Here is a 22,766-nt window from a genome sequence, read left to right as displayed (position 1 = left end):
TTGCCACAATTCTTGTGGCGCGTGATAGCGAGCGCACGTGAAGTTCGTGCGACCGCAACGAGTCGGTATTTCGACAAGCGACGATGCGCTGTCACATCATCGTGTCATTGGAATTGGTCGATGTTGTCGAATCACGCGGGCGGCCAAAAACAAATTACGCTGGCGCAGGTCGCGTGAGCAGGGGCGCGTCGAAAAAACCGCCCGATCGCCGCAACCCTTAAGAGAAAGTTACTAACCAAAGGTAAACGGGTGGCCCCGTAGGAACACGGCTGTCGGGCGCAGCGGTCTATCCCCGCTGCACACTCGCTCCGCCATCGACCGGCAGTGTCACGCCGGTAATAAAACTCGCTTCATCGGATGCGAGAAATAGCGCGGCGTTGGCGACGTCCCAGCCGGTGCCCATCTTGTGGCGCAGCGGCACCTTGGCATCGCGTTCGGCCTCGACTTCGGCGCGGCTCTTCTTGAACTCGCGCGCGCGGGTGTCGACCGCCATCGGCGTATTCATCAGCCCCGGCAGGATGACGTTGGCGCGGATGCCATATTGCGCGTTCTGGTAGGCGAGCTGCTCGGTGAAGGCGATCATCGCCGACTTGGTCGCCTTGTAGGCCACGTAAGGATAGGTCGTGATCGCGGCCATCGACGAGATATTGATGATCGCGCCGCTTTTTTGCGCCCGCATGATCGGGATCACGTGCTTGGCGGCCCACACGCAGCTCTTCAGGTTGATCGCGACGCAGCGGTCGAACGCTTCCTCCGATATGTCGAGCAGTTCGGCGTCGCCGCCGGACAGGCTGACGCCGACATTATTGTGCAGAATATCGATGCGGCCCCAGCGTCCTTTCGCATCCTCCACCATCGCCTTGAGGTCGGCATTTTTGGTGACGTCGGCCTTGAACGCCGCCGCGGTGCCATCCTTGGCGGCGATCAGGTCGACCGTCTCTTGGGCGGAGGCCAGATTGTGATCGACGCACAACACCCTGGCGCCTTCGCGCGCAAAGGTCAGCGCGGTGGCGCGGCCGTTGCCAATGCCTTCGCCCGGGCTCTGGCCGGCGCCGACGACGATGGCGACACGATCTTTCAGGCGCATCTCATTCCACTCCCGGGATCGGGTACTGTTGCAGTACCTCTTTGTAATAGGGCTCGTTGTCGATCTTCATCGTCGCCAGCACGCGCACCACAGCGCAGTAGAAGGCGATGGTGAGCACGAGGTCGACCATGTGCTCGTCGGAGAGTTGCTTCTTGATCTCGGCAAAGGTCGCCTCCGACATCGCCAGTTCCCGCACCATCTCACGGGCGCCGCGCAAAATCGCTTTTGCCAGCGGCTCGAGCTTGGAGGGCTTGCCCTCGGTCTCGGCCATCAGGCCTTCGATATCGTCGTCGGTAACGCCGAACTCCTTGCCGATCTTCACGTGATGGGTGAACTCGTACTCCGATTTCTCCATCCAGCCGACCTGGAGGATCGCGAGTTCACGCAGGCGCGGGTCGAGCTTGCTCTTGAAGCGGATGTAGCCGCCGACGCCGTTGAAGGCGCGCGCCATGTCCGGCGAGTTCACCAACAGCTTGTGCAGGTTCGTGTTGCGCTTGAGCATGTCGCGGTACTCAGGAGCAACCTGATCGGCTTCGAGATAGGGCAGGCGGGCCATTTTGTTGTTGTCCTTGTTGGCGATAGCCGATCAGGCTCATCTAGCCATAGAGCGCTTTGTGCTCCTGATCGTAATTGGCGTAGGAGTCCTTGATGCTCGCCATGTTCAGCAACATGGTGGCGACCGGCGCGTCGTCGACTCCGAACACCGTCGTGCGCACCCACACGCTCTCGGTGCGGCGGCTGCCGCTGAGCGCGACCACTTCGCGCTCGGTCGCGTAGCTCTCACCTGCGAATAATGGGCCGCGGAGCAGGCGGATTTCCTGATCGGCGAACAGTCCGACCGCGGGTCCGCGGATCGGCAGCCGGTCCTCGCGGGCGCGGTATTGAAACAGCACGCTCAGCATCTCCATGGGGATGATGGCGCGACCCCAGGGATTGAGCTCCTGCGAGTAGTACGCCGAGGGCTCGGTGATGACCTTCAGTTTCTGCTCAAGCGAAAACGGATAGAGGTCGCCCATGTGCTGGTCGAAATCCATTCTGACCGTCTGCCGCGGTGTCTTCATGCCGACCTTGAGGTCGGCGAGAATGACGGGATCGGCGAGGGGCTTGAGTTCACCGAGCCGCCGGCTTAACGCGGTTTCTGTCACGTCGCCGACGGAAGCGGTGCCGCGCAGAATTTCGGTGCCGTCGCGCTTGGTCATGCCGATCGCGCAGATCGTCTGTCCCGGCTTCGGCTGTTCGATATTGGCCTGCACTTCCTCGCCCTCGAAGGCGGGGTTGCGGTAATGCGCCGACAGGCATCCGGTCTCGAACCAGGCCTGGCCCCAGATCCGCTCGCACAACGGCGCGAACTGGCTGAAATGGGTCGGGCCCTCGATGGTGCCGCCCTGAAACCCGAGCTTTTGCGCGGTCGCATCGTCGTGGATCGAGGCGTGGGAGTCGTAGACCTGCGCGTGAAGCATCTGCCTGGGGCTCCGCCATGGCCCCACCAGCAGATTGCCGCTTTCCAATATCTCGGTCGTGAACGCCGCTTCTGTCATCCCTGGTCTCCCTTTACTCCCAAGCGTTTCAAAGAAGGCGGATTTCGGCAAGAGCGATCCACAAGACGGGCGAGATATGCCATGCGGCCATGGATTCACGCTGGGCACGCATAGCAAAACCGGTGCATTCTGTTCGCAATTAGACCGGTTCAAATAACCGGCGGAACGCGCGACGGGGAGCGGACGAATGGCATTGATGGAAGTTGGTCTGGACGACAAGTATCGTCTGGATGCGAAAAGGATTTTTCTGTCCGGTACGCAGGCGCTGGTCCGCCTTCCGATGTTGCAGCGCGAACGCGACCGCGCAGCGGGACTCAACACCGCAGGCTTCATCTCCGGATACCGCGGCTCGCCGCTCGGCATGTACGACCACGCGCTGTGGCGCGCGAAATCCTTCCTCAAGCAGCATGACATCGAGTTCGCACCGGGCCTCAATGAGGATCTGGCGGCAACGGCGGTGTGGGGCAGCCAGCAGGTCGGCATGTTCCCCGGCGCCAAGGTCGATGGCGTATTCGGCATCTGGTACGGCAAGGGCCCCGGCGTCGATCGTTCCGTCGATGCGCTCAAGCACGCCAACTCCGCCGGCACCTCGCCGAATGGCGGCGTGATTGCGCTCGCCGGCGACGACCATGGCTGCCAGTCCTCCACGCTGGCCCATCAGAGCGAGCAGGTGTTTGCCGCAGCATTGATGCCGGTGGTCAACCCGGCAACGCTGCAGGATTATCTCGATCTCGGCATTTTGGGCTTTGCGCTGTCGCGCTACTCAAGTTGCTGGGTCGGCTTCAAGGCGATTTCCGAAACCGTTGAAAGCTCGGCCTCGATCGTCAGCGATCCCGATCGCATCAAGATCATTTTGCCCGATGATTTCGAAATGCCGCCGGGCGGGCTTTCGATCCGCTGGCCGGATGGACCGCTGGAGCAGGAGCGGCGGCTGCACGGCCCGAAGATGCAGGCGGTGGCGGCGTTCACGCGTGTCAACCGCTTCGACCGCATCGTGCTGGATTCGAAGCCGGCGCGGCTCGGCATCATGGCGACCGGCAAGGCCTATCTCGATCTCCGGCAGGCGCTGGCCGATCTCGGGATATCAGACGCCGAGGCGCAGGCGCTGGGACTTCGCATCTACAAGGTCGCGCTGACCTGGCCGCTGGAGGAATCCGGAGCAAAGGCGTTCGCCGAAGGTTTGCAGGATGTTCTTGTGGTCGAGGAGAAGCGCGGTTTCATCGAGGATCAGCTCCTTCGCATTCTCTACAATGTGGATGCCTCGAAGCGACCCTCCGTGGTCGGCAAGCGCGACGAGAGCGGTGCGATGCTATTGCCGAGCGAGGGCGAACTGACGCCGACCATGGTCGCTGCGGCGGTGGTCGCGCGGTTGCGCAAACTCGGCCATCGCAGCCCGGCGCTGGAGCAGCGTCTTGCGAAGCTCGAAGCGTTCGACCGGCCGGCGGAGGGCATTGGCGCCGCCAAACTGCAGCGCACGCCGTATTTCTGTTCGGGCTGTCCGCACAACACCTCGACCAAGATCCCCGAGGGCAGCCGCGCCATGGCCGGCATCGGCTGTCACGGCATGGCGCTGTCGGTGCCGAACCGCCGCACGCAGACGATCTCGCATATGGGCGCGGAAGGCGTCAGCTGGATCGGGCAGGCGCCGTTCACCAGCGAACAACACGTGTTCCAGAATCTGGGCGATGGCACCTACACCCATTCCGGCCTGCTGGCGATCCGCGCGGCGGCGGCTTCCGGCGTCAACATCACCTACAAGATCCTCTATAATGACGCGGTGGCGATGACCGGCGGCCAACCGGCCGAGGGCGGGCTGACGGTGTCGCAGATCGCGCACCAGGTTTCGGCGGAAGGGGCGAAGCGCCTCGTCATCGTCTCCGACGATCCGGAGAAATATCCCAGCAATTACTTCCCGGCAGGCGCGACCGTTCATCATCGCCGCGAACTCGACGCGGTGCAAAAGGAACTGCGCGAGGTCAAGGGCCTGACCGTCCTGATCTACGACCAGACCTGTGCGGCGGAGAAGCGCCGCCGCCGCAAGCGCGGGCTCTATCCGGATCCGCCGAAGCGCGTCTTCATCAACGAGCGTGTCTGCGAAGGCTGCGGCGATTGCTCGGCTGTTTCCAACTGCGTCTCCGTGCAGCCTCTGGAGACCGAGTTCGGCCGCAAGCGGCGGATCGACCAGTCGAACTGCAACAAGGACTTTTCCTGCATCGAGGGCTTTTGCCCGAGTTTTGTCACCGTGCACGGCGGCAAACTGAGGAAGGCCGATCGTACCGCGGCCGATCCGTCCGCGCTGTTCGCCGATCTGCCGCTGCCGGCCACGCCTGCGCTCGATGGCGCCTACAACATCCTCGTTACCGGGATCGGCGGCACCGGCGTCATTACCATCGGCGCGCTGCTCGGCATGGCAGCCCATGTCGAGGGCCTGGCGTGCTCGACGCTCGATTTCACAGGGCTCTCGCAGAAGAACGGCGCGGTCATGAGCCACGTCCGCATCGCGCCCGAGGCTGACGACCTCTCAACCGTCCGCATCGCACCCGGCGGCGCCAACCTCATCCTCGGCTGCGACATTGTCGTCGCCACCAGCATTCCGGCGTTGAGCCGGGCCGAGCGCGGCGTGACACGCGCGATCGTCAATGCCGACCTGTTGCCGACGGCGAGCTTCGTCATTAATCCCGATATCGATTTCGAGGCGGGGACGATGCGCGAGTCGCTCAACGAGGCCATCAGCGCCTCCGATCTCGACATTCTGGACGCGACCGGGCTTGCCACCGCGCTGATGGGCGACAGCATCGCCACCAACGCCTTCATGCTTGGTTTCGCGTTCCAGCGCGGCGCGATACCCCTTTCGCTGGAGGCGATCATGAAGGCGATCGACCTCAATGGCGCCGCGATCGAGATGAACAAGCTGGCGTTCTCCTGGGGGCGGCTCGCCGCGCACGATCTGCCGCGCGTCGTCAGCGCCGCGCGCTTCAAGAGTTCGGGTGCGGTACCGGTCAAGCGCACGCTCGACGAGAGCATCGCGTTCCGCGCAAAATTCCTGACCGAGTACCAGAATGAGGCCTATTCGAAGCACTACCTGACGGAAGTCGAGCGCGTTCGCACCGCCGAAGCAAAAGGCTCGCCCGGTTCGCATGACCTCACCGAGGCCTTTGCAAAGGGCCTGTTCAAGCTGATGGCCTACAAGGACGAGTACGAAGTCGCCCGGCTTTATTCCGATGGCGAGTTTGCCAGGGTGCTGAAGGAACAGTTCGACGGCGACGCGAGCGTCAAGGTCAGCCTCGCGCCGCCGCTGCTGGCTTCGCGCGACAGGGCGACCGGCCATTTGCGCAAGCGCGAGTTCGGCGGCTGGATCTTCCGCGCCTTCGAACTCCTGACGCGGTTCAAGTTCCTGCGCGGCACCGCATTCGATCCGTTCGGCTACACGGCCGAACGGCGGACGGAGCGGGCCTTGCCGGGCGAGTATTCCGCAATGATCTTCCGCCATCTCGACAAGGCGAAGCCGCATGACTGGCCGCGTCTGGTGGCGCTGGCGAAGTCCGCGGAACTCGTTCGCGGCTACGGCCATGTCAAGGAAGCCAATGTCGCGAAGTTCCGCGGAGAATGCGCGCGCCTGGAAGCCGCGATCGGCCAGCCGGTGGCGCAGGCAGCCGAGTAGGGGCAGTTAATCCGGCACGTGAACTTCTTCACGGTCGGGATCGCTCACCAGTAACCTTGAGGGCGGGAACAGCTGGAATTGTCTGGCCGGCTGCCTACATGGTGGCTGTTCATACAGTCTTTGGTTGATTTCAGGAGGCCTTCGATGGTCCTGAAAAGCGCTATTGCGGCAGCACTTTGCACGGGGCTCCTGATGTCGGGCAGCGCCGCGCTGGCCGACGAGTACCGCGCAGGCGAGCTCTTCGGCCTCGATCCTTCCCAAGCGTTGCTCTCGCCGAAGCGGCTCGGCCCGGAGACACGATTCGCCCCTGTCCGGATCGAGGCCAGAACCGATCGCAAGGTGGTAAAGACGGAGCGCGTGGTTGTGCCCCGGACCGCCGAGCGCAAAACGCGCGTTGTGCGGGAGCGCGTGGAGAAGCCCCGCGTTGTGCAGGAGCGCGTCGAGAAGCCGCGCGGTGCGGCCCGCACCAAGCTGGCGCGCCGCCATACCAATCCGCTCGACGCGCAGGCGCGCGATACGCGGATCCAGACCTGGCCGTGCAAGTCCGGCGGCATCTGCGACTGGCAGCGGTAGTTCATTTGTAGGATGGGTGGAGCGAAGCGATACCCATCAATCCTTGCGCAGAAGCATGATGGGTTTCGCTGCGCTCTACCCATCCTACGATTCCACGTCATCCACCTGTCGTAAAACCTTCGGCCTACATTCAAATTGCTCGGGCACACCTTCGTCGTGATTCGACGAGGGTGCTTCGATGCCGATTGCGATACGCGCCGGACAAGCTGTGAGCCGGCGTCAATTGCTGGTCCGCTCCGCGGCAACATTCGCCGTTGCCGGTCTCGGCAGCCTCGCCAGGCCCTACGTCAGCCGTGCCGCGGACCGTCCGCTTATCGCCAGCGGAATCCAGTCGGGCGACGTCTCCGCCAACTCTGCCGTGATCTGGGCACGCGCCGACCGGCCGGCGCGGATGCAGGTGGAATGTTCTGTTGTCGAGAGTTTCAAGACCATCATTCGTTCGGCTACCGCCGATGCCTTGCCGGCCAGCGACTTCGTCTCAAAAGTTCTGCTCGATGGGTTGCCGGCGGGGCAGGACATTTTCTATCGCGTGCGCTTCGACGATATCAGCGAGAGCGGCATCGAAGGCGAGACGCAGGTCGGGCATTTCCGCACCGCGCCCACCGCGCGAAGCAATATTTCGTTCGTGTGGTCTGGCGATACCGCTGGCCAGGGCTGGGGCATCGATCCCTCGCGCGGCGGCATGCGGACCTACCGCACCATGCTCGGCAATCGTCCGGACTTCTTCATCCATTCCGGCGACCACATCTACGCCGATTGTCCGGTGGAACGTGAACTGAAGCTGCCCAACGGCGAGGTCTGGCGAAACATCGTCACCGAACAGAAATCCGTGGTGGCGCACAGCCTCGAACAGTTCCGCGCCAACTACAAATATAATCTGCTCGACGACAATCTGCGCGCCTTCAACGCTGAGGTGCCGATGTTCGCGCAATGGGACGATCACGAGGTCACCAACGATTGGGCGCCAATCGGCACCGCCGACGAGACCGGCTATGCCGAGGACGGCACCTCACGGCTGGTCGCGCGGGCGCGCCGCGCGTTCCATGAATTCATGCCGATGCGGGTGACGCCCGCCCAGGACGGCCGCATCTATCGCAAGATCGCTTACGGTCCGCTGCTCGACGTCTTCATGATCGACATGCGCAGCTACCGCGATTCCACCTTTAACAAGCGCGACGACCAGAGCGAGACCTGCATTCTCGGCGCGGTGCAATTGGCCTGGCTGAAGCGCGAACTCGTGGCCTCCAATGCCACCTGGAAAGTGATCGCCGCCGACATGCCGATCGGCCTGGTCAGCGAGGATGCCATTGCCCTCGGCGACGGCCCGCCGGAACGGCGCGAGCACGAGATTGCGGATCTGTTGTCGTTCATGAAGCGCGCCGGCATCCGCAACACGGTGTGGCTGACTGCCGACATGCACTACACGGCCGCGCATCTTTACGATCCGAACCGCGCGGCCTATCAGGATTTCGAACCGTTCTGGGAGTTCGTCTCCGGCCCGCTGCATGCGGGCACCTGGGCGCCGGCCCCGCTCGACAATACGTTCGGTCCCAAGGCGATGTTCCAGAAGGGCTGCAGCGCGGAGCAGGGCGAGAATCTCGCGCCCTGTTTCGGTTTGCAGTTTTTCGGCCGCGTCGACATCGACGGCAAGACCGCAGTCATGACCGTGACGTTGAAGGACGTCGACAACCGCGACCTCTGGTCGGTCGATATCGAACCCCGTCCGGACGCGCGGCCCGGCCGGATCATGGCGCAGCACATCTGACGTGTTCGATCGGGAGACCGTCGGCACGGAATCCCCGTAACTTTCCATGTTCGCGCCGCATAGTTTGGATAGGTTGCCTTGCCGACGCGTGGGGTGCAAAATCGCAGCCGGAAGTTGCGTATTATTTCTTGAAGGTGGTGTTGCGGTGGCGCACAATTCGCCTGTCCCTCCCGACCGGAGCGCTGCGATGTTTGTCGCCGAGAGCAAGCGCCTGACGCGGATCGCCAAGATGGCCGTCGAGTCGATCGGCGCGAATTGGGAATGACATTGCAGGGGCCGAAGCCAGCCGACGAACTCGGCCGTGTGGGTGCAAAGTATTGGGGAGGGCAAAGTGATGAGTGCCGATCCGCTCCGCGTGGCTTGTATCGGGATGGGATGGTGGTCCGACGTTCTGGCGGACGCCATCCAGCGCTCGGGCAAGCTCGAGATCCGCAGCTGCTACACCCGGTCCGATGAAAAACGCAAGAATTTTGCGGCAAAATACCGCTGCCGGCCGGCCGCGAGCTACGAGGCGATGCTGGCCGATACCGAGATCGAGGCAATCATCAACACCACGCCGAACGATGTGCATCTGGCGACGGCCTGCGCTGCCGCAGCGGCGGGCAAGCACGTCTTTCTGGACAAGCCGATCGCCAACAGCATCTCGGACGGCCGCGCCATCACCGAGGCCTGTCGCAAGGCCGGCGTGGTGCTGGCGCTTGGCTATCAGCGGCGGCGCGAGAGCCATTTCCGCTACCTCAGGCAGCAGATCGAGGCCGGCCGGTTCGGCAAGCTCGTCAACGCCGAGGCGAACATCAGCCGCGACCGCCTCGGCAAGGTCGATCTCACCTCCTGGCGCTACCAGGCCGCGGGCATGCCGGGCGGCGTGATGCTCCAGATCGGGATCCACTACATCGACGTGCTCGCATACCTGATCGGGCCGATCCATGCGGCACACGCGCAGTCGGCGCAACTGGTGCTGCCCGGCGACAATCCGGATGTCGCGAGCCTGATCCTGCAGCATGCGAACGGCGCGCTTTCGACGCTGAACGCAAGCTACGCCTCGGCGTCCGAGTATTACCTGATGAATGTCTACGGCAAGGACATGACCGCATTCTACGATCTGCACAATGGGCTCCGGCTGCTCAAGCGCGGTGAAAACCAGCCGGTCGCGGTGCCATGCACAGTCAACGACACCCTGGTCGAGGAGCTCGAGGAGTTTGCCGCGGCGGCGCGCGGGCAGCGCCGGCACGAAGTCGGGGGCGAGGAGGCGACGAGATCGCTCGCCGTGGTGCGCGCCGGCATTCTCTCGGCACGTGAGGGACGTTCGGTCGAGGTCGCGGAAATATTGAACGGTGACGGAAACTTGTGACCGCGCAGCAGTGCGGACAGGAGCGCGCGTTATGAAACCTGGCACGTGTGTCTGGAAAGCTTGCGTGGTTGCGATGGTATTGGCTGGCATCGCCGGGGAGGTAGGCGCGCAGGACTACCCCTCCAGAGCGATCACGGTGGTCGTGCCGTTCCCTCCCGGAGGCGCCAGCGACGTCGTTGCGCGCATCGTCACCAACCAGATGTCGAAGACTCTCGGGCAATCCATCATCATCGAGAATGTCAGCGGCGCCGGCGGCACAGTCGGCAGCGGGCGCGTCGCGGCTGCCGCACCCGACGGCTACACCCTGCTTGCCGCGGCGATGGGCTCGCATGTCGCGGCGCCGGTGCTCACGCCGAACCTCAAATACGATCCCGTTGCCGACTTCGTGCCGATCGGCATCACCGCCCACTCTCCGGCAGTCATTATCGCGCGGAAGGATTTCCCGGCAAAGGACCTGAAGGAATTTGTCGCAGCGCTGCGGCAACGGGGCGACGCGGTGAAGCAGGCCCATGGCGGCATCGGCGCGTCCTCACATATGGCGTGTCTGCTGTTCACCGCGGAAATCGGCGCGAAGCCGGCGCTTGTTGCCTATCGTGGTTCAGGCCCGGCACTGAACGATCTGGTCGGCGGTCACGTCGACTTCATGTGCGAGCAGTCGGTCAGCGTGGCGGAGTCGGTTTTGGCGGGCTCAGTCAAGGCCTTCGCGGCCTCGGCTGCGAAACGCCTCGAAACGCTGCCTGACGTTCCGACCGCCAGGGAAGCCGGCATCAACTACGAGATGAGCGTCTGGGCAGGACTGTTTGCGCCGAAGGGCGTTTCGCCCGAAATCATCGCGAGGCTTTCCGATGCACTCGACCGGGCGCTTGATGAGGATGTCGTGCGCGAGCGGATTGCCCAGCTCGGTGGCTCGATACCGGCAAAGGACGAACGCAACCCGGCCGCATTCGATCGCTTTGTTCGATCCGAGATCGCACGCTGGGCACCCATTCTTGCTGCGGCCGGAACCGGGAAGTGAGGGTCGTGCGTCACATGAAATTGGTTCAGGGCGTCACCGCGAGATAGCCGCCCACCACCATCAGTACGGAAAGCGTCACGACCACGCCGAGCACGGCGGCGATGATCGCGGGCAGTTCATGAGTTTCCAGCCATTGTCGCAACGCCCTTACCATCGCACCCCTGACCTTGTCCTGATCGCTCCCGCAACCTTACACGCGGGTGATTTCAATAGCGGTCAATTTCGCTCAGTGAAACAGCCCGTCCATGCGTCTTTCGTCGCGCGTCGCGGCGCGCGGCTGCAAAAGCCGGAACGCCACCACGGCCTTGCCGAAGGACAGGCGTTGTGTAAATCCCCGCTCCGGGCCGGGCTGCGGGGCAATTCCTTTCCGCGGGCCGGAATTCGGGTTTTCGCTACACACCGGCGCGGCTCCAGTCCATACTGGCCGCATCAAAGGGAGGTCTATCAAATGCGTGAAGCTGTCATCGTTTCCTATGCACGTACCGGACTGGCAAAGTCCGGCCGCGGCGGATTCAACATCACCCCGCCGATGTCGATGGCGGCCCACGCCATCAAGCACGCCGTCGAGCGCGCCGGCGTCGAAAAGGAATATGTCGAGGATTGCTATCTCGGCAATTGCGCGCATGGCGCGCCGAATATCGGCCGTCAGGCCGCTCTGCTCGCGGGATTGCCGAAGTCGACCGGCGGCGTGTCGGTGAACCGTTTCTGCTCGTCGGGACTGCAGACCATCGCCATGGCCGCCAACTCGATCCGCTCGGAGGGCTCCGAATGCATCGTGGCCGGCGGCGTCGAAAGCATCTCGGTCCCCGGCGGGCCGCTGCCGAAGGAAGTGGTCGATCCGGAGCTGCTCGAGATCGCTCCTGCGATCTTCATGGCGATGATCGACACCGCCGATATCGTCGCCGAGCGCTATAAGCTCAGCCGCGAATATCAGGACGAGTACTCGCTGGAATCGCAGCGCCGCATGGCGGCCGCCCAGCAGGCCAACAAGTTCAAGGACGAAATCGTCCCGATGAAAACCAGGATGAAGGTGGTCGACAAGGCGACCAAGGCGGAGAGCATCGTCGACTACACCGTCGACCGCGACGAGTGCAACCGTCCCGAGACCACCATGGAAGGCCTCACCAAGCTCGAGCCGGTCAAGGGCCCCGGCAAGTACGTCACCGCCGGCAACGCCAGCCAGCTCTCGGACGGCGCGGCGGCGGTGGTTCTGATGGAAGCCAAGGACGCCGAAAAGCGCGGTCTCAATCCGCTCGGCCGCTTCGTTGGCTGGGCGTCGGCGGGCTGCGAGCCGGATGAGATGGGCATCGGTCCGATCTACGCCGTGCCGAAGCTGTTGAAGCGCAATGGCCTGAAGATCGACGACATCGATCTCTGGGAGCTCAACGAAGCCTTCGCCAGCCAGTGCCTCTACTCCCGCGACAAGCTCGGCATCGATCCGGAGAAATACAACGTCAACGGCGGCTCGATCGCGATCGGCCATCCCTTCGGCATGACCGGTGCGCGTCTCACCGGCCACATCCTGCAGGAAGGCCGCCGACGCAAGGCCAAGTGGGGCGTCGTCACGATGTGCATCGGCGGCGGCCAGGGCGGCGCCGGCCTGTTCGAGATTTACAGCTGAGACTTTCGCAAATAGCGCGTAACAAAAAAATGGCTCCGCAAGGAGCCATTTTCGATTCAAGCGACAGTCTCAGTAGCGATGCTTCTTGATGATCACGACCTTGTCGCGATGACCATGCCGCCATCCGCGATGGTAGCCGCGGCCGCGGTGGCCTCGGTATTCGGCACGCGCGCCATAGCCATGGTGGTGGCCATGGTAGCCACCACGCTTGATCACGACGGTCTCCGCGCTCGCAATCGACGGCGCCGCGATGATGAGCGCGCCAAGCGCGGCGATAACGTATCCAAGCTTCTTCATTCCAATTCTCCTCAATTGAGCGAGGATGAAACATCACATCGCAGGGAACGTTCCCGCGGAACTTGAGGAGAATTCTGAACGCTTGTTCAGATGCGTGCGTCGCGCCGCGTTGCCGTTCGGCTTTTGGATAGACGCCGGTAGACAGTCGGTTCGAGCTCTGGCGTGCAAGCGCTTCGGTCTGCCCACCGAGGGATCACCGGCGCCGCCTTGGGCTTTGCGTGGGCGATGCGCGCCATGCTTGCGGAACGCCGACGCCCGGCGCATCATCGCCAGATAAAATCATATCAGGGGGAGCGCTGCGATGACCGGGTTTTCACGCCGTGATTTTCTGAGCCTGACGGGATCGGCTGCTATCGCTGCCGTGTCCGGCCACGCCAACGCCGCGATGGGGCCGAACGACAAGTTCGACCTCGTGATCAAGGGCGGCGACGTGCTGGATCCCAGCCAGTCGCTGCGCGGCAAGCGCGACATCGGCATTCGCTGGGGCGTGATCGAGGCGGTCGAGAACGAGATTCCGGCCGCTCGTGCCGCCAAGACCATCGACGCCTCGGGCAAGCTGGTAACGCCAGGGCTGATCGATCTGCATTCCCACGTTTACCCCTACGGTTCGGCGATCGGCATTCCCGCCGACGAACTGGTGCAGGCGCAGGCCACCACCACGGTGGTGTCGGCGGGCGATGCCGGCGTCAACAATCTCGCCGCGCTGCGCCGCTACATCGTGGCGCAATCGCGGGCGCGGATCTACGCCTTCGTCCACATCGCCAACAACGGCCTGTCCGGCTTCCCGGTCGCCGAGCTCTACAACATCGATTACGCGCAAGTGGAAGCCTGCGCGATGGCGCTGGCCGAAAATCCGGATTTCCTGCTCGGCGTGAAGGTCAGGATGTCGGAGAACGTGATCGCCAAGCACGGCCTGGAGCCGCTGAAGCGGTCGATCAAGGCCTGCGAAATGTGCGGCTGGCCAGCCAAGATGATGGTGCATATCGGCGGCGTCGAGACCAGGGAGCTGATGTCCGAGATTCTCAACCTGATGCGGCCGGGGGACGTGCTGACGCACGCCTATTCCGGCGCGCCGAACATCGGCGGCGCCTTCACCAACATCGTGCAGGACGGCAAGCTGTTGCCGGCGGCGCTGTCCGCCAAGCAGCGCGGCGTGATGTTCGATGTCGGCCATGGCGGCGGCAGTTTTGACTTTACCGTGGCGGAGGGTGGCGATATCAGGCGGCTGCACGCCGGACACGATCTCCTCCGACATCCACGTCTTCTCCGGCAATTCGCCGGGCATGCCTTACTTGCCGAACGTCATGAGCAAGTTCATCCCGCTCGGCCTGTCGCTGGAGCAGGTGGTGGCGGCGGCGACCATAACGCCGGCCAAGATCATCAACCGCGCGCCCAAGATCGGCACGTTGCAGATCGGCGCGCCCGGCGACGTCGCGATCATGGAACTGGTGGAGGCGCAGACCTCGTTCGTCGATACCCGCAACAACAGGCGCGAGGGCAAGCTGCTGCTTAAACCCGTGCAGACCGTGATCAACGGCGTGCCGTTCGGCCGGCCCTACCAGGCGCCGTTCGCGGTGCGGTAGCCTACTGCCGCTGCACGCGGCTATCGCCGATGATGTCGGCGATGACGGCGTCCATTACCAGGGCGCCGCCGACGAGAACCCGCAGCGCCGGAATCTCGGTAAATCCCACCCATATCCAGAACGGCATCAGCGGCGTCTCCAGCGTCGAGATCAGGGCCGCCTGGCCTGACGGTAGCAGGCGCGAGCCGAGGAAGAACAGCGTGAGGCCCAGCGCGACCTGAAAGCATCCGAACATCGCGAGAATGAACAGGTCGAATCCGGTTATCGCGGTTATTCCGTGGGCGAAGGGAATGCTGATGACGCTGCCCAGGATGTTCGACATCGCTGCAGCGGCGACCATCGATGTATTCCTGTGCCGCCGTACCATGACTGTCATCGCAGCGATTGCCAGCGCCATGAAGCAGGCGAGGGCTATACCGATGACGTCGGAGCCGGCGCGTGCGTTACCGACGATGATCAAGATGCCGCAGAGCGCCACGATGCTCGCCAGCATGGTTCGCAGATGGGGGATTTCCCGCAGCCATATCCAGGCAAGCGCAGCCGCGAGGAAGGGACCCGTCGCGATGATGATGGCTACATTGGATACATCCGTGAGCTGCAGCGAAGGGATGAAGGCGATCATCGCCAATGTCGAAAACGACGCGACCAGCCAGCCGTTTTTGTCCATCCTGGTCAGATCCCGAAGGCCGGCACGACCCTGCAACAGCATCATCAAGACCATGATCAGGCCGCCGCCGAACAATCCGCGCCAGAACAGGATGGTCCAGGAGTCGTAGGGAAGCAGCCGTGTGAAGAACGGCGCCGTGCTCCAGGCGATGGCGGCGGCGACGACGAGGGCAATGCCTAAGCGTTGCTGGGAGCGCACCTCCGCCATACATGAATCAATCCGGACTGAGGTTGAAGCTTCGGCCAAGCAGCTTGTCGACGAGGTGCGCGGGATTGTCAGGGATGGCATCGCCGCGCCAGGCGACGTGTTGATCGGTGCGCGTCAGAATCAGTTTGTGATCGCTGGGCGGTCGCGCTGGGGGAATATCGACGATGTTGAACGGGACGCCGTTGCTGCGCATCGCATCGGCCAATGGCGCAACCGCTACATCCGGATCGTATCGCAACAGCGTGTAGCCCGGCCCGAGCGCATCATAGACCGGCCGTCCATCGGCGAGCTTCGCGAACGGAAGCCGGCAGCCCGGCGTCGAGGACGGCGTGAAGTCCGCCATCGTAAAACCCGGCTGCTCGGCGCCGTCATAGGCGATGATCGGGGAGCGGTCGTAGAAATAACCGAAGTTGAGGCCGGCGCAGCAATATTGCTGCACGTTCAGGTCATAGGCGGCTTGCCCTACCTGCCTGCGGACGGCGTCGCCTTCAGGCCCCGGCTGCTCGATTTCATCGGGAACGGTGCGGCGCTGGCTCAACACCTTGCCTGCCATGTCCATGGCAAAGCGCGATACCTGTTCGGTGATGGGAAGACGCTCGGCCTCATAGGCATCGAGGATGGCGATGTCGGCCCATCCTTGCAGATAGGCCGCGAGCAGCCATGCGAGGTTGGTCGCGTCCGCGATCCCGGCATTCATGCCGTAACCGGCATAGGGCATCCACAAATGCGCGGCGTCGCCGCAGATGAACGCGCGCCCCTTGCGAAACCGGTCGGCGACGAGGCGGCGGCCGACCCAGTCCTCCTTGCTCAGCACCTCGTATTCGAAATCGGGGCCGACGCCGAGGATGGCGCGGATCGAGGCGTCGCGATCGACCGACTCGAAAGTCTCGTCTTCGCGGTTGAGGTGGTTGTGGATCAGCCATTTTTCGCGGCCGTCGATCGCAACCACCGTGCCGCAGCGCCGCGAATTGAGCGCCAGCGTCATCCAGGCGGGCCGGTCCATCAGGGCGAGCAGGCCGGGCGCGTGTATATAGGTCGATTGCACGCGCTGGATGATCGGCGTCCCCTGCAGACTGGCGTCGATCGCCTTGCGAACGAGCGAACGCGCGCCGTCGCAGCCCACGATGAAATCGGCATGAATCTGCAAGGCGGTTCCGGTGTCGAGGTTGCGGACGGTCGCAACGATGCCGTCATTGCCTTCGCTGAAATCCTCGAACGCGGTGTGGTTCAGAATCTGAAGCCCGTCGATGGAAGCCGCGTGCGCGAACAGCACGGGTTCCATGTAGATCTGGTTGATGCGGTGCGGCGGCTCGGCCGTCGGCCAGTCGGTATCCGGCCCACCGGTGGCGGTATAGCGATCGCGCCGGCAGGGAATCAGGATGCGCGAAAGCTCGATGCCTGTTGCTGTGGTGCGGTAAGAGCAGTCATTCGGATAATCGGCCGGCAGCCCGGTGTCGCGCAGCTTCCGCGCCAGCCCGAGCCTGCGGAAGATTTCCATCGAACGCGACGAGACGTGGTTGCATTTCACGCTCGGCGGCTCACCGGCGGCGCGTGTTTCCACGACGCTTACGGATATTCCCCGCGTTGCGAGGTCCATTGCCAGAGTAAGTCCGACCGGACCGCCTCCGACCACCAGAACGCCTGTCTTCACCATGTCGCTTGTTGCCAAATCGCTTGCTGTCATGTCGCTTGCTGGGTTGGGACGATCATGCATAACTAAGCGCCACAGAGATCATCGGGGGACCCAAAATGTTTCCGTCGATCCGGCAAGGCATGATCCATGCCCTAATTGTTGTTTTGTCGTTGGCGTTGTCAGCGATTGAAGCAGCAAACGCATATCCTGATCAACCGATCAAGATCATCGTGTCGTTTCCGCCCGGCGGCAGTGCCGATATCGTGATCCGTGCCCTGCAGCCGTTGTTGTCGGAATCGCTGCGTCAATCGATCGTCATCGAGAACAGGGCGGGCGCGGGCGGCAATATCGGGGTCGGCGCCGTAGCGCAGGCCGCGCCGGATGGTTACACGCTTGGCGTGGCGGCTGCCGGCGTGCTCACCGTCAATCCTCATCTCAATCGCGCGGCGATGCCGTTCGATCCGGTCAAGGATCTGGCGCCGGTCACGCTGCTGGCGGAAATCCCGTTCGTGCTGGTGTCCTCGCAGCAGGCGGGCATTGCCTCGGTCGCAGACCTCATTGCGAAGGCCAAGGCGCAACCGCAGGGCCTGTCGATCGGCCATGGCGGCAACGGCACGGCGATGCACCTGACCTCGGCCTTGTTCGCTCAAAAGGCCGGTGTCGCAATTCAATTGATCGCCTATCGCGGCACTGCGCCGGCTACAACGGACGTTCTTGCCGGCCACGTCCCGCTGGCGGTGCTGGATATTCCCGCATCCAGGCAATTGATCGGCGACGGCAAGCTGAAGGCGCTCGGGGTCTCCGCCGCCAAGCGCGTCGTCTTCCTGCCCGACGTGCCCACGCTGGCGGAGCAGGGCCTGAGCGGATTCGAATCCGTCGGCTGGTTTGGGATCGTCGTGCCTGCCGGCACGCCGCCCGCGATCATCAGCACGTTGAATGCCGCCTTTGTAAAGGCGTTGAGCGATCCTGCCGCGATCGAAAAAATCCGCGTTCTCGGCGCCGAACCCGCACCGACCTCGCCCGAGGCTTTTGCAAAATTCATCCAAAGCGAAAGCGCGAAATGGGGGAAGCTGATCGCCGAGGCCGGGATCAAAAGCGAATAAGACATCACAGCCCGGCATCGCGGGCTCAAAGCCCGAGGGCTCAGCTCCGCGCCCGCTTCTCCACATTCGCAATTCGTTCCGGCACGCCAAATTCCTTGCGGCAGACTTCGGCGAGCACGGCTACGCCCTCGCGGATCTGCTCATGCGAAGGGCTGGCAAAGCACAGCCGGAGCCGGCTGCCGGCATAGGCCTTGTCGGTCGACCATTCCGGCCCGGGATTGATCGCGACGCCCGCGGCAAGCGCGGCCTGATAGAGCTTTAGCGTGTCGACATTATCGGGGAGTTTCACCCATAGGAAGATACCGCCCTCGGGGGCTTCGAACTCGGCCGCGGTGCCGAACTGCTCGTTGAGCGCTTCCATCAGCGTGTCGAGCTTGGCGCGCAGGCCGCGCGCCAGCTTCGGCACATGCGTGGAAAAATGCGGTGCGCAATATTCCGCCAGCACCATCTGCTCCAGCGCGCCGCTTCCGGCATCGGTCTTCAGCGCCAGCATCCGCGACATCATCTCCCAGGGCGCGACGATGAAGCCGACGCGCAATGCGGGCGCGATCGATTTCGAGAACGAGCCGATGTGAATGACGCCGCCGTGCTGGCTCATCGCATAGATCGCGGGCGGGCGTTCGCCGCTCCAGATCAGATCGGCGTAGCAATCGTCCTCGAAAACAGGCACGCCATATTGCTGCGACAGTTTCAGCATCGCCGCGCGCCGCGTCTCCGGCATGATTGACCCGGTCGGGTTCTGCACCGTCGGGATGGTGTAGATGTATTTCGGCGTGATACCGCGGCTCTTGTGGTCGGCGAGCGCGGCCGCCAATGCGTCCATCCGCATGCCCTGGTCATCGAGGGGAATACCGACCGCCTTGACGCCGAGCCGCGTCAGCCGGGTCAGCGCGCCCTGATAGGTCTCCTGTTCGACCAGCACGGTGTCGCCGCGCGCCAGCAGCGTGTTGTTGACGAGATCGAGCGCCTGCAGCGAGCCGGAGACGATCATGATGTCGTCGGCGATGCAGGCGATGCCGGCGTCGCGCTTCAGTTTTGCGGTGAGGAATTCGCGCAGGGGACGATAACCCTGCGGGCCGCTGGCGAGGCCGTAGGTTGCCAGCGTCTTGCCCTCGCGCCTGAGCACGGCATTGACCGCCTCGATCAGCCCATCGACCGGAACCTGGTCGGGATCATTGTTGCCGCCGACGAAACTGTATCTGGCAAGACCGGTCCACCGCGCTGCCGGCGCCGGCAGTCCGGCGGGCAGCAATGGCGCGAAATCGAAGGGGGTTGCGGCAGACATGAATGTTCACTCCTGTTTTGTTTTTCGTTGAGAAGGCCGCCCGCGGCCTTCTTGCAGGATAGTTCTTGCAGGCTAGTTCTTGGCGATCTTGATCGGCCGCCGCTGGCTGATGAAGGCATAATGCCCGACGCCGCCGGATACGGCGAGGTTTTCCGCAGGCACCGCGGCGAGGGAGGCGGCGAAGTTCTGCTCGATGGTCCCGGTGCACGCGCTTGCGGCGGGGGAATATAGTATCGACAGCGCGGCCAGAATCGCGAGAAAAGCCTCCATTCTATGGCTGTGACACATTGCTTGTTTGACCCCTGCGCCGGGACCTCTAGGTTGGGGCAGGGGCAAGATCGGAACCATGCACGAGCTTATTCGCGATATCACTTTATGCATCCTGTTCGCCTGGGTGCTCGGCCTGTTGGCGCATTTCTCCCGGCAGCCGCTGATCCTGGCCTACCTTATCGCCGGGTTCGTCATAGGTCCATTCGGCATGCGCTGGGTCGAGTCCCAGGAATCGATCACCGTCATCTCCGAGCTTGGCCTGATCTTCATGCTGTTCATGATCGGGCTGGAAATCGACCTGAAAAAGATCGTGCGCGCCGGCAAGGTCATCCTGTTTGCCGCCGGCGGGCAACTGATCGGCGGCTGCCTGCTCGGGATATTGTTCTTTATCGGGATCGGCCTGTCGATGGGCAGCGGCCATTTCGACGCGCTGTATCTCTGCATCGCCTGCGCGCTGTCGAGCACGGTCATCATCGTCAAGGTGCTGTACGAGAAGCGCGAGCTCGACACGCTGCCCGGACGCATCACGCTCGGTGTGCTGGTGCTGCAGGACATCTTCGCGATCCTGTTCCTGGCGGTGCAGCCGAGCCTCGACAATCTGCAGGTCAGCGTGATCCTGATCTCGATCGCCCGGGTCGGCGCGCTGGTGGCGACCGCGCTGGTGCTCAGCCGCTATGTGCTGCCGTGGCTGTTCCACCAGATCGCGCGCCGGCCGGAGCTGATCCTGCTCGGCGCGCTGGCCTGGTGCTTCCTGATCGGCGAGATCGCGGAGAGGCTGCATTTGTCGCGCGAGATGGGCTCGCTGGTGGCTGGCGTATCGCTGTCGACATTCCCCTATGCGCTCGACGTCACCGCCAAGGTGACGACGCTGCGCGACTTCTTCATCACGCTGTTCTTCGTCTCGCTCGGCATGACCATCCCGATCCCCGGTGCGTCGGTGATCGGGCTGGCGCTCGCGATCGCGGCCTTCACCGTCGTCAGCCGCGTGGTGACGACGTTCGCGCCGCTCTACCTGATGAAGCAGGGCCTGCGGGCGAGCCTGCTGCCGGCGATCAATTTGGCGCAGATCTCGGAATTCTCGCTGGTCGTGATCCAGACCGGCGTTGCGGCGCGCCATATCAGCACCGAGACGTCGAGCGCGGCGTCGTTCGCCTTCGTGGTACTGGCGGTGTTGAGCACCTTCGTCATGGGCCGCAGCGACCAGGTCACGCGCGGTCTCATTGGCTCCCTGAAGCGGATGGGCTTGCGCGATCTCGATCACAAGCACGAAGCCGCCGCCGGAGATGAGGGCGGGCATGGGGAAGCGCGCCGGATCGTCATTCTCGGTTTCTTCCGCGCCGCCAGCGCGCTGGTCGCCGAAATCGAGCGGCTCACCCCGGCCGTGCTCGAGCAGATCACGGTGATTGATTTCAATCCGCTCGTGTTCCGAACCTTGACGGACCGCGGCATGCACGTGGTCTATGGTGACATCAGCAACGTCGATACGCTGGTGCATGCCGGCGTCGGCAAGGCCGAGCTGATCATCCTCAGCATCCCGGATTCGCTGTTGAAGGGCGCCGACAACGAAAAGCTGGTCCGGCACGTCCGCTCGCTCAACCCGACCGCCAAGATCGTCGCCACCGCGGAGATCCTGGCCAACGTCAACGACCTCTACGAGGCCGGCGCCGATTACGTGACGGTGACGCGGCTCAGCGACGCCCATGAGCTCTACAAGGTGATCGAGGCCGCGCAAGCCGGGCTGCTGGAGGACAAGCGTGCCGAGACCGACGCGCTGCTCAGCGAGCGCCGCGAGGTGCTGCCGTAGCGAACGGGTCGGCTTCCCCGGCTACGGCTGGCATCCTGGTATGCCTGCGGGCGACGTTCCGCCCTGCGTATTGACGCTGGCGCGGGACATTGAGTCCGGCTAATGCACTGGCTGTAGATAGCGAGATGTTGAGAAAATGGCCGATACGATCCAGGAAGTTCTGCAAGCTTTTGCCAAGGGTGAACTCGTCGTCGTCACCGACGATGACGATCGGGAGGGCGAGGGCGACCTGATCGTCGCGGCCTCGCTCTGCACCGCGGAGAAGATGGCATTCATCATCCGCCATACCTCCGGCATCGTCTGTGCACCGATCACCACCGACGACGCCCGCAGGCTGCGGCTCGATCCGATGGTGGCGCATAACGAGTCCAACCACACCACCGCCTTCACGGTCTCGATCGACTACAAGCCCGATGGCGGCACCGGCATTTCGGCGGACGAACGCGCCTCCTGCTGCCGCGCGCTCGCCAATCCGAACGCCGGGGCCAACGACTTTGCCCGGCCCGGCCACATCTTTCCGCTGATCGCCCGCGACGGCGGCGTGCTCTTGCGCTCCGGCCATACCGAAGCCGCGGTCGATCTCTGCAAGCTCTCGGGCCTGCCGCCGGTCGGCGTCATCAGCGAACTGATGAACGACGACGGCACCGTGATGAAGGGCGAGCAGGTCGCGCGTTTCGCCGCCACCCATAAGCTCAGGCACGTCACGATCGCTGACATGATCGCCTACCGCCAGGCGCGCGAGAAGCTGATCGAGCGGGTCGCGACCTTCACCACCGACAGTCCGATCGGGCCGCTGCAGGGCTATGCCTATCGCTCGCCGTTCGACGAGATTGCGCATGCCGCCTTCGTCTATAACGGCATCGGCGACGGCAAGAACGTGCTGACGCGGCTGCACAAGCCGAACATCGTCAAGGATCTCTTCACCGGCCAGGCGCGCATGCAGATCGTGCTGGACCATTTCCAGAAGGCCGGCCGCGGCGTGCTGGTCTATCTGCGCGACGGCGCGGCCGGAGTTCCCGTCGAGCCGGTCGGCGAACAGAAATCGGCGGAGGCCGATCGCAACCGGCAATGGCGCGAAGTCGGCGTCGGTGCCCAGATCCTGCGCGATCTCGGCATCACTTCGATCGTCAACCTCACGTCGTCCGTGCACGATTACAAGGGACTGTCCGGCTTCGGCATCGAGATCGTCTCCAACGAAAAGTTGGAGGGATGAACATCGTCATTCCGGGCTCACGCTTCGCGTGCCCTGGAATGAGGTTCAAAACATTGCGCTTCGGCCGATAGCGCATTAATTTGTCGACAATTT

General features: G+C 63.5%; 18 protein-coding genes and 1 pseudogene. 10 read left to right on the top strand and 9 right to left on the bottom strand.

What is annotated here, in order from left to right; translation table 11 throughout:
- Positions 1 to 286: 286 nt before the first annotated feature.
- The 3 genes from V1279_RS24905 to V1279_RS24895 are packed head-to-tail and all read right to left on the bottom strand — an operon-like array spanning position 287 to position 2,625.
- On the bottom strand, positions 287 to 1,087 hold the full coding sequence (locus V1279_RS24905) for an SDR family NAD(P)-dependent oxidoreductase (RefSeq protein WP_334441268.1): 801 nt from the start codon (positions 1,085 to 1,087) through the stop codon (positions 287 to 289).
- A 1-nt stretch (position 1,088) separates the two neighbouring features.
- Positions 1,089 to 1,643, bottom strand: a complete 555-nt coding sequence (locus V1279_RS24900) for a carboxymuconolactone decarboxylase family protein (protein WP_334441266.1) — start codon at positions 1,641 to 1,643, stop codon at positions 1,089 to 1,091.
- Positions 1,644 to 1,683: 40 nt separating this feature from the next.
- On the bottom strand, positions 1,684 to 2,625 hold the full coding sequence (locus V1279_RS24895) for a hypothetical protein (protein WP_334441264.1): 942 nt from the start codon (positions 2,623 to 2,625) through the stop codon (positions 1,684 to 1,686).
- Between the two features lie 187 nt (positions 2,626 to 2,812).
- Here V1279_RS24895 and V1279_RS24890 point away from each other — a divergent pair, with 187 nt between their 5' ends.
- The 5 genes from V1279_RS24890 to V1279_RS24870 all read left to right on the top strand — a co-directional run bounded on the left by V1279_RS24890 (position 2,813) and on the right by V1279_RS24870 (position 10,990).
- A complete protein-coding gene (locus V1279_RS24890; protein ID WP_334441262.1) occupies positions 2,813 to 6,286 on the top strand; it encodes an indolepyruvate ferredoxin oxidoreductase family protein in 3,474 nt (1,157 codons plus the stop codon).
- A 144-nt stretch (positions 6,287 to 6,430) separates the two neighbouring features.
- Positions 6,431 to 6,859 carry a hypothetical protein gene (locus V1279_RS24885; RefSeq protein WP_334441260.1) on the top strand — a complete coding sequence of 143 codons (429 nt, stop codon included), beginning with the start codon at positions 6,431 to 6,433 and terminating at the stop codon, positions 6,857 to 6,859.
- A 178-nt stretch (positions 6,860 to 7,037) separates the two neighbouring features.
- Positions 7,038 to 8,624 (top strand): alkaline phosphatase D family protein, encoded by a 1,587-nt coding sequence (locus V1279_RS24880; RefSeq protein WP_334441258.1) that lies wholly within the window; start codon positions 7,038 to 7,040, stop codon positions 8,622 to 8,624.
- A 334-nt stretch (positions 8,625 to 8,958) separates the two neighbouring features.
- On the top strand, positions 8,959 to 9,975 hold the full coding sequence (locus tag V1279_RS24875) for a Gfo/Idh/MocA family protein (protein WP_334441256.1): 1,017 nt from the start codon (positions 8,959 to 8,961) through the stop codon (positions 9,973 to 9,975).
- 31 nt (positions 9,976 to 10,006) lie between these two features.
- A complete protein-coding gene (locus V1279_RS24870; RefSeq protein ID WP_334441254.1) occupies positions 10,007 to 10,990 on the top strand; it encodes a Bug family tripartite tricarboxylate transporter substrate binding protein in 984 nt (327 codons plus the stop codon).
- 25 nt (positions 10,991 to 11,015) lie between these two features.
- Here the strand turns inward: V1279_RS24870 and V1279_RS24865 are convergent, their stop codons facing one another.
- A complete protein-coding gene (locus V1279_RS24865; RefSeq protein WP_334441252.1) occupies positions 11,016 to 11,144 on the bottom strand; it encodes a hypothetical protein in 129 nt (42 codons plus the stop codon).
- A gap of 294 nt (positions 11,145 to 11,438) precedes the next feature.
- On the opposite strand from V1279_RS24865, the gene V1279_RS24860 reads away from it, so the two are divergent.
- Positions 11,439 to 12,611 carry a thiolase family protein gene (locus tag V1279_RS24860; protein WP_334441250.1) on the top strand — a complete coding sequence of 391 codons (1,173 nt, stop codon included), beginning with the start codon at positions 11,439 to 11,441 and terminating at the stop codon, positions 12,609 to 12,611.
- 69 nt (positions 12,612 to 12,680) lie between these two features.
- On the opposite strand, the gene V1279_RS24855 is transcribed toward V1279_RS24860, so the two are convergent.
- Positions 12,681 to 12,908 carry a hypothetical protein gene (locus V1279_RS24855; protein WP_334441247.1) on the bottom strand — a complete coding sequence of 76 codons (228 nt, stop codon included), beginning with the start codon at positions 12,906 to 12,908 and terminating at the stop codon, positions 12,681 to 12,683.
- Between the two features lie 301 nt (positions 12,909 to 13,209).
- Between V1279_RS24855 and V1279_RS24850 the strand changes: the two are divergent.
- Positions 13,210 to 14,491, top strand: a pseudogene (locus V1279_RS24850) (amidohydrolase family protein).
- 1 nt (position 14,492) lies between these two features.
- Here the strand turns inward: V1279_RS24850 and V1279_RS24845 are convergent.
- Together V1279_RS24845 and V1279_RS24840 are read right to left on the bottom strand one after the other, a co-directional pair.
- Positions 14,493 to 15,365 (bottom strand): DMT family transporter, encoded by an 873-nt coding sequence (locus tag V1279_RS24845; RefSeq protein WP_334441244.1) that lies wholly within the window; start codon positions 15,363 to 15,365, stop codon positions 14,493 to 14,495.
- Between the two features lie 7 nt (positions 15,366 to 15,372).
- Positions 15,373 to 17,049 (bottom strand): FAD-dependent oxidoreductase, encoded by a 1,677-nt coding sequence (locus V1279_RS24840; RefSeq protein WP_334441242.1) that lies wholly within the window; start codon positions 17,047 to 17,049, stop codon positions 15,373 to 15,375.
- 179 nt (positions 17,050 to 17,228) lie between these two features.
- Between V1279_RS24840 and V1279_RS24835 the strand changes: the two genes are divergently transcribed.
- Positions 17,229 to 18,101, top strand: a complete 873-nt coding sequence (locus tag V1279_RS24835) for a Bug family tripartite tricarboxylate transporter substrate binding protein (RefSeq protein WP_334441239.1) — start codon at positions 17,229 to 17,231, stop codon at positions 18,099 to 18,101.
- Between the two features lie 40 nt (positions 18,102 to 18,141).
- Here the strand turns inward: V1279_RS24835 and V1279_RS24830 are convergent, their stop codons facing one another.
- On the bottom strand, positions 18,142 to 19,386 hold the full coding sequence (locus V1279_RS24830) for an aminotransferase-like domain-containing protein (RefSeq protein ID WP_334441236.1): 1,245 nt from the start codon (positions 19,384 to 19,386) through the stop codon (positions 18,142 to 18,144).
- Positions 19,387 to 19,458: 72 nt separating this feature from the next.
- Positions 19,459 to 19,656 carry a hypothetical protein gene (locus V1279_RS24825; protein ID WP_334441234.1) on the bottom strand — a complete coding sequence of 66 codons (198 nt, stop codon included), beginning with the start codon at positions 19,654 to 19,656 and terminating at the stop codon, positions 19,459 to 19,461.
- A gap of 76 nt (positions 19,657 to 19,732) precedes the next feature.
- On the opposite strand from V1279_RS24825, the gene V1279_RS24820 reads away from it, so the two are divergent.
- Both V1279_RS24820 and ribB read left to right on the top strand, forming a co-directional pair.
- On the top strand, positions 19,733 to 21,460 hold the full coding sequence (locus V1279_RS24820; RefSeq protein ID WP_334441231.1) for a cation:proton antiporter: 1,728 nt from the start codon (positions 19,733 to 19,735) through the stop codon (positions 21,458 to 21,460).
- A gap of 136 nt (positions 21,461 to 21,596) precedes the next feature.
- The gene (gene ribB / locus V1279_RS24815) at positions 21,597 to 22,673 is read left to right on the top strand and encodes a 3,4-dihydroxy-2-butanone-4-phosphate synthase (RefSeq protein ID WP_334441228.1); all 1,077 of its coding nucleotides are present in this window, start codon (positions 21,597 to 21,599) and stop codon (positions 22,671 to 22,673) included.
- Positions 22,674 to 22,766 lie beyond the last annotated feature (93 nt).

Source organism: Bradyrhizobium sp. AZCC 1610 (assembly GCF_036924515.1).
Classification (GTDB): Bacteria; Pseudomonadota; Alphaproteobacteria; order Rhizobiales; family Xanthobacteraceae; genus Bradyrhizobium.
Note: the sequence above shows the minus strand (reverse complement) of the source record. Positions and strands in the feature narration are given on the sequence as shown.